11 protein-coding genes and 1 pseudogene are annotated in these 12,208 nt (G+C 41.8%); 11 read left to right on the top strand and 1 reads right to left on the bottom strand.

Features of this window, described 5'->3' with window-relative positions; all coding sequences use genetic code 11:
• Positions 1-31 precede the first annotated feature (31 nt).
• The 8 genes and pseudogenes from PGU50_RS08895 to PGU50_RS08930 all read left to right on the top strand — a co-directional run bounded on the left by PGU50_RS08895 (position 32) and on the right by PGU50_RS08930 (position 7,850).
• A complete protein-coding gene (locus tag PGU50_RS08895) occupies positions 32-1,114 on the top strand; it encodes a YibE/F family protein (RefSeq protein ID WP_270246731.1) in 1,083 nt (360 codons plus the stop codon).
• Positions 1,108-1,878: a YibE/F family protein gene (locus PGU50_RS08900; protein WP_270246733.1), complete on the top strand. Its 771-nt coding sequence runs from the start codon at positions 1,108-1,110 to the stop codon at positions 1,876-1,878. The genes PGU50_RS08895 and PGU50_RS08900 overlap by 7 nt, the downstream gene beginning before the upstream one ends.
• A 125-nt stretch (positions 1,879-2,003) precedes the next feature.
• Positions 2,004-2,471 carry a MarR family winged helix-turn-helix transcriptional regulator gene (locus tag PGU50_RS08905; RefSeq protein WP_022220303.1) on the top strand — a complete coding sequence of 156 codons (468 nt, stop codon included), beginning with the start codon at positions 2,004-2,006 and terminating at the stop codon, positions 2,469-2,471.
• The gene (locus tag PGU50_RS08910) at positions 2,468-4,219 is read left to right on the top strand and encodes an ABC transporter ATP-binding protein (RefSeq protein WP_270246734.1); all 1,752 of its coding nucleotides are present in this window, start codon (positions 2,468-2,470) and stop codon (positions 4,217-4,219) included. The genes PGU50_RS08905 and PGU50_RS08910 overlap by 4 nt, the downstream gene beginning before the upstream one ends.
• A complete protein-coding gene (locus PGU50_RS08915; RefSeq protein WP_117835663.1) occupies positions 4,219-6,114 on the top strand; it encodes an ABC transporter ATP-binding protein in 1,896 nt (631 codons plus the stop codon). The genes PGU50_RS08910 and PGU50_RS08915 overlap by 1 nt, the downstream gene beginning before the upstream one ends.
• Positions 6,115-6,424: 310 nt before the next feature.
• A complete protein-coding gene (locus tag PGU50_RS08920; protein WP_055157237.1) occupies positions 6,425-7,300 on the top strand; it encodes a YitT family protein in 876 nt (291 codons plus the stop codon).
• Positions 7,301-7,336: 36 nt separating this feature from the next.
• A pseudogene (locus PGU50_RS08925) lies at positions 7,337-7,555 on the top strand (prevent-host-death protein).
• Positions 7,556-7,568: 13 nt separating this feature from the next.
• Positions 7,569-7,850 (top strand): type II toxin-antitoxin system RelE/ParE family toxin, encoded by a 282-nt coding sequence (locus tag PGU50_RS08930; protein WP_243002785.1) that lies wholly within the window; start codon positions 7,569-7,571, stop codon positions 7,848-7,850.
• Between the two features lie 236 nt (positions 7,851-8,086).
• Here the strand turns inward: PGU50_RS08930 and PGU50_RS18225 are convergent, their stop codons facing one another.
• A complete protein-coding gene (locus PGU50_RS18225) occupies positions 8,087-8,320 on the bottom strand; it encodes a relaxase/mobilization nuclease domain-containing protein (protein WP_172676486.1) in 234 nt (77 codons plus the stop codon).
• Positions 8,321-8,565: 245 nt separating this feature from the next.
• Here PGU50_RS18225 and PGU50_RS08935 point away from each other — a divergent pair, with 245 nt between their 5' ends.
• The 3 genes from PGU50_RS08935 (at position 8,566) to PGU50_RS08945 (ending at position 12,207) form a co-directional block, all read left to right on the top strand.
• Complete coding sequence (locus tag PGU50_RS08935) at positions 8,566-10,017, top strand: alanine/glycine:cation symporter family protein (protein WP_055157245.1); 1,452 nt, start codon at positions 8,566-8,568, stop codon at positions 10,015-10,017.
• Positions 10,018-10,020: 3 nt separating this feature from the next.
• On the top strand, positions 10,021-11,631 hold the full coding sequence (locus PGU50_RS08940; RefSeq protein ID WP_195602107.1) for an amidohydrolase: 1,611 nt from the start codon (positions 10,021-10,023) through the stop codon (positions 11,629-11,631).
• Between the two features lie 234 nt (positions 11,632-11,865).
• Positions 11,866-12,207, top strand: a complete 342-nt coding sequence (locus PGU50_RS08945; RefSeq protein ID WP_270246736.1) for a nucleotidyltransferase domain-containing protein — start codon at positions 11,866-11,868, stop codon at positions 12,205-12,207.
• Position 12,208 lies beyond the last annotated feature (1 nt).

Raw genomic sequence — 12,208 nt, forward strand, 5'->3', positions numbered from 1 at the left:
GGAATACGGGAAAAAGATTAGCAGATATTTGATGAAAAACCAAAAAGGAAGATTTTATTGTGTGGCAGGTGTGTTGTATCTGCTGGCAATTTTGTTTGTCATGAATGATGCCTGGCTGTATCAGACACCGATCGTGAAAGTGACAAAAGTGGTGACAATTGTAGAAGGGAAAAGCAAAAGTACACGTGGAACAGAAGAAACGAAATATAAGCAGAGTCTTTATGGTAAGATCCTAAACGGAAAAGACAAAGGAAAAGAAGTCCGGATTGCCAATGAATACACAACAACAGAAATGGTTGACCAAAAATACCATAAAGGTGACCGAGTGTTTTATAAGGGATCATCGATCATTGGAGTAAAGCGGGATACGATGCTGGTTGTTATGCTTGGCTTCCTTGCACTTCTGCTCCTTGGGATTGCCGGACGGCAGGGCGGTTTGACGATCATAACAGCAATGTTGAATATTCTGATTTTTGTGATCGGTTTCTGGATGGCGGATGACACATCGGAAATTCTGAGTGTATGTAGCAGACTGATTCTTTTTTTCGCAGTGGTAACGCTTGTTGGATTAAATGGAATCCACAGGAAAACTTTTGCCGCACTATTGACAACACTATGTGTCCTGCTTATGATCATGGGGATATTTGATTTTGTTATGCAGCATATGGAAGAACTGGATTATTCGACGATGGAATATCTGGGCAGCATTGATAATCCGGATGAAATTTTCCATGCAGAGATCCTGTTGTCAGGACTCGGTGCCATCATGGATGTGGCGGTTGCCATATCGGTGGCTTTAAGCGAGATTGTTGAGCAGAAACCGGAAGTAAAATTTGTGGAACTTTTCCGTTCAGGCAGAGAGATCGGATATGACATTATGGGAACAATGATCAATGTGCTGTTGTTTGTGTTTGGCTGCGGTCTGATTCCTACATGTTTGATCCGGATGAACAATGAGGTGCGTTTTGTTACCATTGTAAAATTGCATATTCCATGTGAATTATGCCGTTTCTTTGTAGAAAGTATCGGAATTGTACTGGCGATCCCAGTGTCTATTTTCATAACAGCAGTTATGATGAAACTATCTGTGAAAAAGAGGGAAAAAAGATGTTGATCATATTGGTACTGATTCTAATGATAGTAGTAGTGCTTGTCGGAGGGGACAGAGGCGCCATGTCTCTGATCGCTCTGGCGGGAAATATTTTGTGCCTGAGTCTTGCGATCTGGCTTTATGCCGTCGGAGCACCCGTGTTTCTGGTTACTGCCGGTGCAGGAATTTTAATTTCCTGTATCACTTTGTTTTATCAAAATGGGACGAATATTAAAACCTGGAGTGCATTTCTTGCGGTTGCAATTACAATGTGTGTGTTATTTGCATTTATTTATCTGGTCGTATGGAAAAGTGGGGCGGGAGGCTTGAATGAGATCCAGGCAGCCGGAGAGGATGTTTTCTATTATAATATGAACCTGGATATCAGTATGCCCAAGGTTGCAACAGCCGTAATTGTACTCAGCACGTTAGGAGCTGTGATCGATATGGCACTGACAGTAACAACTTCCGTATATGAGGTGAAATGTCATAAACCGGATATCAAAATGAACAAACTGGTTCAAAGTGGAATGAAGATTGGAAAAGATGTGATCGGAACAACGGTTAATACGTTATTGTTTGCATATCTGGGAGAATCGCTGTTGTTATTCGCGTATTTGAGAATGCAGAATTACTCCATTGAGCTGTTGCTCAACTCCAAAATTCTTTTTCAGAACTGTATTTCCATGATTTTTGGAGCAATTTCCTGCACAATGATAATGCCGGTTTCAGCGGTTTTGATCGCAAAAAACTGCGAGCTTTTTGATTGGATGGAAAATAGTAAATAGCAGGTTGACAGCAGGGAAATATCTGTGATAAACTTGTTTAAGATTAAACTGTTTACGAATGAACAATTTATTCGTGAACAGTTTTCTTTTTTTGAAGAAGCAAAAAGTGGAAGGAGGAAAGTCATTTGTGTGAAGGATGTGAAGAGCGAATCCACGTAGGACATCAGGTGCACCGGATAGACCGTTCGATTTCAAAACTGCTGGAAATGCGTGTAAAAGAAGAAGGACTGGATGAAATTGCCCTGATGCATGGCTGGATCTTACGCTATCTATATGAACATCAGGATAAGGAAATTTATCAGAAAGATATAGAAAAGTATTTTGGTATCTGCCGTTCAGCGGTAACAAATATTATCCAGACTCTGGAGAAAAAAGGGTACATTTGCCGTGCATCGGTTGCAAATGATGCGCGTCTGAAAAAAGTAATGCTGACAGAAAAAGGACGGGAAAACCATGAAAAACTGGGAGAAATTTTTCAGAAAATGGATGCGCAGTTGGAAGAAGGCATTACAGAAGAAGAATTACATGCATTTATGCATGTGATCGATAAAGTTTATTACAATATGGAAAAAATGAAAGGAGAGAATTCATGATTCGGACTTTATTAAAAGAAGTAAAAGAATATAAAGCGGCATCGATCGCAACACCGTTTTTTATGATTCTGGAAGTATTGTTTGAGACATTGATTCCATTTCTGATGGCATCTATTATCGATAAGGGTGTCAATACCGGAGATATTCACCATATTTACAAAGTTGGTGGAATTATGATCGTGGCTGCATTTTGTGGCCTGCTTGCCGGAATGGCAGGAGGACGATACGGAGCAAAGGCTTCGACCGGGTTCGCGAAGAATTTGAGAAATAAGATGTTCGATCAGATCCAGACCTATTCGTTTGCAAATATTGATCATTTCAGTACAGCAGGTCTGGTTACACGTCTGACAACAGATGTGACCAATGTGCAGAATGCGTACCAGATGATGCTGCGTATGATGATGAGAGCACCGGCAAGTATGATCTGTGCAATGGTGATGGCATTTATGATCAATGCCAGACTGGCAAGTATTTACCTTGTGGCAGTTGTGATCCTGGGAGTGATTCTCTTCTTTATCATTCGTCATGCAACGGCTTATTTCCAGCAGGCATTTCCAAAATATGATGCTTTAAATGCATCCGTTCAGGAAAATGTATCTGCGATCCGTGTAGTAAAAGCATATGTAAGAGAAGAACAGGAAACAAGTAAATTTCAGTATGCAAGTAAGAATATTTACGATATTTTTGTAAGAGCAGAGAAAAATGTTATATGGAACTCACCGATCATGATGTTCACTGTTTATACTTGCATCATCCTGATCAGCTGGTTTGGTGCAAAGATGATCGTAGTGAAATCGTTGACAACAGGAGAGTTGATGAGTCTTCTTGCATACTGTATGAACATTCTGATGAGTCTGATGATGCTGTCTATGGTATTTGTCATGATTTCCATGAGTATGGCAAGTATGCGGCGTATAGCAGAAGTACTGGGTGAAACCAGCGATATCCATAATCCGGAACATCCGCTTTATGAAGTGGAAGATGGAAGTATTTCATTTAAGAATGTAGATTTTGCTTACAAAAAAGACAGTGCAGAGAAAGTCCTGAAGAATATCAATCTGGACATCCATTCCGGTGAGACGATTGGCATTATTGGAGGAACCGGAAGTGCGAAGACGAGTCTGGTGAATCTGATCAGTCGTCTGTATGACGTGACAGGCGGAGAAATCCTGGTTGGCGGAAAGAATGTTAAGGATTATGATCTGGAAGTACTGAGAAACCAGGTATCTGTTGTATTGCAGAAAAATGTACTGTTTACCGGAAGTATTCTGGATAACCTGCGCTGGGGAAACAAAGAGGCGACCGACGAAGAATGTATGGAAGCATGTCGGCTTGCATGTGCAGATGAATTCATTGAGCGTTTCCCGGATAAATATAATACCCACATTGAGCAGGGAGGAAATAACGTATCCGGTGGTCAGAAGCAGAGACTGTGTATTGCAAGAGCACTGCTTAAGAAACCGAAGATCCTGATCCTGGATGACAGTACCAGTGCGGTAGATACTGCTACAGATGCGAAGATCCGCCGTGCATTCCGTGAAGAAATCCCGGATACAACAAAGCTGATCATTGCACAGCGTGTATCCAGTGTGCAGGATGCAGACCGTATCATCGTTATGGATGAAGGGCAGGTTCATGGATTTGGTACACACGGAGAATTGCTGAAGACCGATGAAATTTACCGCGAAGTATACGAATCGCAGACTCAGGGCGGAGGAGATTTTGATGAAAACGGAGGTGAAGCATAATGCCAAGACCGATGGGAAGACCACAGAATAAAGTGAAATATCCGGGGAAACTTTTGATGCGTCTGATAAACTACATTTTCCGTGATTATAAAGTTCATTGTATTGCAGTATTTATCCTTATATTTGTAGGAGTTATCGCAAATGTGCAGGGAACGATGTTTACAAGAGATCTGATCGACAAATATATTACACCGTTCTTGCTGTCTGACGGTACACCGAACTTTTCACCGCTTGCACATGCAATTGAAAGGGTTGCGGTATTTTACGGAATCGGAATCGTTGCGACTTACGCATATAACCGTATCATGATCAATGTGACACAGGGAATGATGATGAATATGCGTAATGAGCTGTTTGAACATATGGAAAAGCTGCCAATCAAATATTTTGATACCCATGCACATGGTGATATCATGTCAATTTACACGAACGATATCGATACCCTGCGGCAGATGGTCAGCCAGAGTATTCCGCAGATCATCAACAGCGGATTTACGATCATCAGTGTATTTGTCAGTATGTTGATCTTAAATATTCCACTTACGGTTGTGACGATGATCATGGTTGCAATTATGATATTTGGTACCAAGAAAGCCGCCGGACAGAGCGGGAAATATTTCCTGGAACAGCAGAAAAATCTTGGAAAAGTCAATGGTTATATTGAAGAAATGATGAATGGACAGAAGGTTGTCAAGGTCTTCTGCCATGAGGAAGAAAGTAAGGCAGAATTTAAAGAGCTGAATGAGGCACTTTTTGTAAGCGCAGACCGTGCGAATACCTATGCAAACTACCTCGGACCTTTGAATGCGCAGATCGGAAATATCAGTTATGTAGTCTGTGCGATTGTCGGAGGTGCCCTTGCGCTGAATGGTGTGGGAGGATTTACACTGGGTGCACTGGCAAGCTTTCTGACATTCAATAAAAGCTTCAGTATGCCGATCAACCAGGTCAGCCAGCAGATGAATGCTATTGTAATGGCACTTGCAGGAGCAGAGCGTATCTTTACCCTTCTGGATGAGAAAGTGGAAGTAGATGACGGGTATGTGACTCTGGTCAATGTGAAAAAAGAAAATGGAAAATTTATAGAATGTAAGGAACATACCCGATGCTGGGCATGGAAGCATACACATCAGGCAGATGGTTCGGTAGATTATATTGAGCTTAAGGGAAATGTAGTATTTGATGGTGTGGATTTCGGGTACAATAATGACAAGATCGTGCTTCATGATGTGAAATTGTATGCAGAGCCAGGACAGAAAATTGCCTTTGTAGGTTCGACAGGAGCAGGAAAAACAACCATTACAAATCTGATCAACCGGTTTTATGATATTCAGGATGGAAAAATCCGCTACGATGGAATTAATATAAACAAGATTCGGAAAGCGGATCTGCGACGTTCCCTTGGAATTGTACTGCAGGATACACATCTGTTCACAGGAACGGTAAAAGACAATATCCGTTTTGGAAAACTGGATGCAACAGATGAAGAAATCTTTGCAGCAGCAGAATTGGCAAATGCAGATGGATTTATCCGCAGACTTCCGGAAGGATATGATACGGTCATCACCGGGGATGGGGCAAACTTAAGCCAGGGACAGAGACAGCTTCTTGCAATTGCCAGAGCAGCAGTTGCAGATCCGCCGGTACTGATCCTGGATGAGGCTACAAGCTCTATTGATACGCGTACTGAACGTATTATTCAGGAAAGCATGGACAGACTGATGCATGGACGTACTACGTTTGTGATCGCACACCGTCTGTCTACGGTTCGGAATTCCGACTGTATCATGGTTCTGGAACAGGGACGCATTATCGAAAGAGGTACCCATGACCAACTGATTTCAGAAAAGGGAAAATATTATCAGTTGTACACCGGGAATGCAATTGCTGAATAAGATTCAAAAGACAGGATGTTACTGTTCACAGTACCTGTGACCAGCAACGCATCTCGCCATTTTAAATCGCCTTTGGCGATGGGCGAGATGCCGTTCAAGATAAAACGTGCATCCTCCGTGCCAATCAGCGTAGTGATTGACACGGGAGTGAACAGTAACAACAGGATTCAACAAAATTTACATAAATTAAAAAATACTATCAATTTTTTTGTGCATACGCTATACTTGTATATATAGCACTGCAAGTCCTTCCGAGCAGAGAAGTAAAATAGCAGTTCTATAAAAATGTCATGATAGGGTAGGTTTGGGAATGAAAAAACAAATCAATTGCAAAGAAGTTGTATGGGAACTATTTACACTTACCGCTGCGGTGGCAATTATCGCTGCAGCGGTTTATTTCTTTCTGGTGCCGAGCCATGCATCGGTCAGCAGTATTTCCGGTCTTGGAATTATTCTTACGAATTTTATACCTTTACCGCTTTCAGTGATCACGATGGTCCTGAATGTTGTTCTTTTGATCATCGGATTCATAACATGTGGACGGGAATTTGGTACGAAAACCGTGTATACCAGTATCTTACTGCCGGTATTTATCGGTATTTTTGAACGGATTTTCCCGAATATCGGTTCCCTGACAAAAACCCAGGAACTGGATGTCCTCTGTTATGTTCTGGTAGTCAGTGTAGGACTCAGTATTCTCTTTAATATGAATGCTTCTTCCGGCGGACTTGATATTGTGGCTAAGATCATGAATAAATATCTGCACATCGAATTGGGGAAAGCCATGTCTTTAGCCGGTATGTGTGTGGCGCTTTCGGCAGCACTTGTATATGATAAGAAGACGGTGGTTTTAAGCGTTCTTGGTACTTATTTTAATGGGATGGTGGTAGACCATTTTATCTTCGGGCAGAATCTGAAACGAAGAGTATGTATTATTACAAAGTATGAAGAAGAACTTCGGAATTTTATTCTGCATGAGCTTCATAGTGGAGCAACCATTTATGATGCCATCGGAGCGTACAATTTAGATAAAAGACACGAGATCATTACGATCGTAGATAAAAATGAGTATCAGAAACTCATGAATTACATCAATAATCTTGATCCGAAGGCTTTCATCACAGTGTACACGGTGGCAGACATGAGATATCAGCAGAAGGTTTTGGAAAATGAAGAAAGAAGTTAGTGATCTACTCCATCAGGTTTAAGAAATACAAATGAAATATCTGAAATATGTCACAAACAATAGCAACCAGTATTTATTACAAAAAATGATTATGGAGATTTAGTAGTTATGAGTATGGAAACTTATGAAGAATTACTCAGCACAAATCAGATTGATAAGGCAATTTTTGAAGCAGAACGGGAAGTCGCAGAAGGTGCAGAGTTATTAGATGCACGTGAGGCATTGGGAGAACTCAGGAGGAAACATTTGGGATAAATATACCGTAAAAATGTTTCCACAGGAATATAGAGATATTGATAAGATATACGAGCAGGCACTTCTTGTTAGTAATTATGCTGATAATGCAATTGCACTGGCAGAAAAACTTGAAAAAGCAATTTTAAGTTTGGAAGAACAGCCATATCGAGGGGCAGAAAGAAAATATGGATTTTATGCTTTTAAAGGATATAGGCAGTTGACTGTAGAAAACTATATTATCATTTATGAAGTGTTTGAAAATGAAAAAGTTGTTGCAGTGGTAACTGTAAAATATGGAAAAAGTGAGTTTTAGAATCAAGAAATCTCACTGAAATATAAAAGGTACTAAAAAACGTCACAATTTGTGGCGTTTTTTTAGTGCAGGAAAAAGTAGACCAAGAGTGTCAGAAATCAGATTTTCATCAAAGGAAAGAAGCTGATATCTTATTTGAAAAAAGAGAAGAACCATTTAATATTTATGAAGATTGCAAAAAGTAGTAATTTTTTCTGTTAAAAAAGTCATGAGGGATAATTTTATATAAACGGATATTATTCTAATAAGCGCAACGGATGATCCCCATACCACAAACGGTATGATTGTAGAACAAATTTAACATGGTCTCTGATAGCATAGAAATTATGCATATCACAGTTATAGAGCATACCATTAGTCAAATCTATTGTATTTACAAGAATATGGACGTGAAGATGACTGTTATTTTCATGAATCGAAAAGATAACCTGGTACTGAGCATTACAAAATTCAAACGGAAAAAGTAGCAATTCCTCCGGAACTGTGATATACTGTGATCGTTTGGAAGATTAGTGGACTGAAATGTAAGATCCCCAGAGCATGAAGTATAAAGAGGGCAGAAACGGGGCTCGCAGATATATGGCAGAAGAGCTGTATGTCGAGAACACCGGGTATCCGTATCTGACTTCATGTTCTGGGGATTTTTTATATTCTGTACGCGGATTTTCCGAATGTATGCAAAAGAAAAACAATAAAAAGGATAGGAGAGGAAAAGATGTTTGAATTATTTGAAAATCTGACCAATTGGCTCTGGGGACTGCCGCTGCTGATCACGATTCTCGCTACAGGCGTATATCTGACAGTACGTTCCGGTTTCTTCCAGTTCCGCCATTTTGGTTACATTGTGAAAAACATGTTCAGTAAAGAACGCCGTCAGGAAGGCGGAGACGACGGAAAGAGCCTGACACCGTTCCAGGCTATTTCCATTGCGATCGGCGGTACTGTTGGAGTATCCAACATGTCCGGTGTTGCAACAGCCATTGCAACAGGAGGACCTGGTGCATTATTCTGGCTCTGGATCGCGGCGCTTCTTGCTATGGTCATCAAGATGGCAGAGGTAACACTTGCTGTGTACTACAGAGAAAAACAGCCAAACGGTGAGTATCAGGGAGGCCCGACCTACTACATGCAGAAGGGTCTTGGCGGAGAGAAAAAGCTTCCCTTCTGGAAACTTTTTGCAGTACTGTTCGGCGGCTGTATTTTTATGACATGGTTCATCACCTTACAGAATTATACAGTATCAGAGGCTGTCGGAAGTACCTTCCACCTGCCGTACATCGTGCCGTCACTTCTGTATGTGGCAGCGATCTACCTGATCATCATTGGCGGTGTAAAGAAAGTCGGTGTGATCTCTTCCTATATGACACCGATCATGTGCATGCTTTACATTGTAGGATCTCTTGCAATACTGGTAGTGAATTTTGACAAGCTGCCGGAAACCTTTGGACTGATCTTCAAGGGTGCATTTACAACACAGGCAGCAGTCGGCGGATTTATGGGAGCCGGTGTTGCAACAGCTATGCGTCTTGGATTTGCCCGTTCTGTATACAGCAACGAGGCAGGCTGGGGAACATCACCTATGATCCATGCTTCCGCAAAAACAGACCATCCTGTAAAACAGGGACTGATGGGAGCATTTGAGGTATTTGCAGACACCATCGTAGTCTGCTCCATGACAGGTCTTGTTGTTATCACCACAGGCTACTGGAATTCAGGACTTCAGGGATCAGAGCTGACACTGACAGCATTTGAGTCCGGAATGGGCTCTGTTGCGAGAGCACTGATCGCGATCAGTATTTTCCTTTTCGGACTGACAACATCAACCGGATGGTTCACCTATTACAGCGTGATCCTGAAGCACTGGCTGAAAAACAATCAGAAGGTTCTGAAGATTGCAGAGAAGGTTTTTATCCTTGGAACGCCATTATGGGGTCTTCTGGTCACAGTGCTTACTCTTTACGGAAACGGAACACCGGCACAGTTGTGGGTAATTGCAGACTTTACAACCGTATTCCCTACATTTGTAAATGTTGCCACATTATTTATCTTAAGTGGTACCTTCTTTAAACTGCTGAAGGATTATAAGGCGCGTTACATGGGAATCGGAAAAGTAGACAAGGATATGGCACTTTTCTACGAGGATAAAAAAGAAAAAGAGGAAAAATAAACAGTGGATACGATTTTTTTTAACGGATGTATAAGAACACTGGATAACAGTGAAAAAGTGGCAGAGGCTGTGGGAATCGAAAATGGCCGGATCGTTTTTGTGGGAACTGATAAAGAAGCGGAAGCTTTTTCCTGCAAAAAACGGATTGACCTTAAGGGAAGGCTGATGCTGCCCGGTTTTGTGGATACACATATGCATATGTTGCATTATGCATTTGTGGAAAGATCTGTGAAACTGTTTGACTGCACAAGTGTTGAGGAAATGCTTGCTGCAGCAAAAAAAAGACTGGAGGAGAGTAAAGGTCAGAAGCTGACCTGGCTCTACTGCAGAGGCTGGAATGAGGAGCATTTTGATAAGCCGCGCTATCCGCATAAGGATGAGCTGGATGCACTCTCAACGGAAATCCCCATCATTATGGTGCGTGTCTGCGGGCATGTGGCTGTGTGCAACAGCTGTGGTCTGGAGCTTCTGAAAAAAATCCCGGAGTTTCCGGAGATTGAGAAGGAGGTTGATCTGGATACCGGACTTCTGAAGGAGAATGCAGTACAGTTTTATTCTTCCGTATTGGAAGCACCATCCCAGGAAGAAGTGGAAGGCTACATCAGATACAGTGCGAAGAAGCTGAATGAATGTGGATTTACAGGTGTACAGTCCGATGATCTTGCCTCCCTTCCGGGAAAAAACTGGCGTCGGATCATGACCTCCTACAAGGCACTGGATGCCAGAGGAGAGCTGAGTATCCGCCATTATGAGCAGTGCCTTTTTGAGCGGGCGGAGGATGCGAAGGCTTTTATCGAGGAAGGATATCGTACCGGGCAGAGGGGAGATCACTTTACTGTTGGACCGATGAAGCTGATCCAGGATGGTTCCCTTGGTGCAAGAACAGCGGCCATGAATGAGCCTTACGAGGATTCGCCGGAAAATACCGGGATCATCACATTCAGTCAGGATGAGCTTGACGATCTGTTTGCTTTTTTTGACCGGCATCAGATGCAGGCGGCGGTACACTGTATAGGCGATCGTGCCATGGATATGGTTATTGAGGCAGCTGCGAAATCTCCTTACCGGAAGGATAACAAAAAGGGCAGACATGGTATCGTGCATTGCCAGATTACCAATCCGCGTATTTTGCAGGGGATGAAAGACCAGGATCTGCTGGCATATATCCAGCCGGTATTTATCGATCTGGATATGAACACAGTGGAACCTGCCATCGGCGCACAACGTATGGATAAGGTGTATGCATGGAAGAGTATGCTGGATATGGGAATCCATACGTCCGGCGGCTCGGATGCTCCTGTGGTAAGCTTTGATGCAATGGAGAATATTTATTTTGCAGTTACCCGCAAAAATATCAGCGGTCAGCCACAGGAAGGCTGGATCCCATCCGAAAAAATATCCGTAGACGAAGCGGTGAAGCTTTTTACAAAAAACGCAGCTTACGCTTCCTATACAGAAGACGAGAACGGAACCATCGAAGTGGGAAAAAATGCGGACTTCGTAGTTCTCGAGAAGAATATCTATGAGATCGACCCGGATGAGATCAAGGCCACGAAAGTGGATATGACAGTTCTTGGCGGTGAGATCGTTTATGAGAGAGAAGTAGAAGAATAGTGGCAGTATAAAAAGAAAAAAGTGAGAGGCAGAGTCTGAGTGGAGCAGGCTCTGCTTTTTTTTGATTTCAGTAAAAATATAGAACAAGATGTATATCATAACGGTGAACAAAATTCGTCGAAGAAAGCAGTAACATTGTTACATGGAAAATATTGATTGAGAAACGAGGGTAAACTGGTTATAATAAAATCAAAAAATTTATAGTATTATCAGCAGAAAATGAGGTGATGATGTATGCCAAAGATTATGCAGGATTTAATTAAACAGTATGTGGAAGCGGTCAAGAAGATTTATGGTTCCCATGTACGCCAGATAATCCTTTATGGTTCTTATGCAAGGGGGGACTTCCGCCCGAATTCTGATGTAGACATTATGATCCTGGTGGATATATCAGATCTGGAATTAAAGGCATATGCACAACAGCTCTCGTACATGACCTATGACTTTAATATGGATCATGACACGGACATAAAGCCTATTGCAAAAAGTGAAGCACATTTTAACAAGTGGATTGTGAACTATCCATTTTATTCCAATATTCATAAAGAAGGGGTAATTTTGTATGGAGCAGCATAAT

It is taken from the genome of Coprococcus sp. AM11-30B, from assembly GCF_027674365.1.
GTDB classification, from domain to species: domain Bacteria; phylum Bacillota; class Clostridia; order Lachnospirales; family Lachnospiraceae; genus Allocoprococcus; species Allocoprococcus comes.

Bases quoted from the DNA above. Each gene is read 5' to 3' on its own strand.
- PGU50_RS08895 (WP_270246731.1), top strand. From the start codon at position 32: ATGAAAAACCAAAAAGGAAGATTTTATTGTGTGGCAGGTGTGTTGTAT.
- PGU50_RS08900 (WP_270246733.1), top strand. From the start codon at position 1,108: ATGTTGATCATATTGGTACTGATTCTAATGATAGTAGTAGTGCTTGTC.
- PGU50_RS08910 (WP_270246734.1), top strand. From the start codon at position 2,468: ATGATTCGGACTTTATTAAAAGAAGTAAAAGAATATAAAGCGGCATCG.
- PGU50_RS08915 (WP_117835663.1), top strand. From the start codon at position 4,219: ATGCCAAGACCGATGGGAAGACCACAGAATAAAGTGAAATATCCGGGG.
- PGU50_RS08920 (WP_055157237.1), top strand. From the start codon at position 6,425: ATGAAAAAACAAATCAATTGCAAAGAAGTTGTATGGGAACTATTTACA.
- PGU50_RS08930 (WP_243002785.1), top strand. From the start codon at position 7,569: ATGTTTCCACAGGAATATAGAGATATTGATAAGATATACGAGCAGGCA.
- PGU50_RS08935 (WP_055157245.1), top strand. From the start codon at position 8,566: ATGTTTGAATTATTTGAAAATCTGACCAATTGGCTCTGGGGACTGCCG.
- PGU50_RS08945 (WP_270246736.1), top strand. From the start codon at position 11,866: ATGCCAAAGATTATGCAGGATTTAATTAAACAGTATGTGGAAGCGGTC.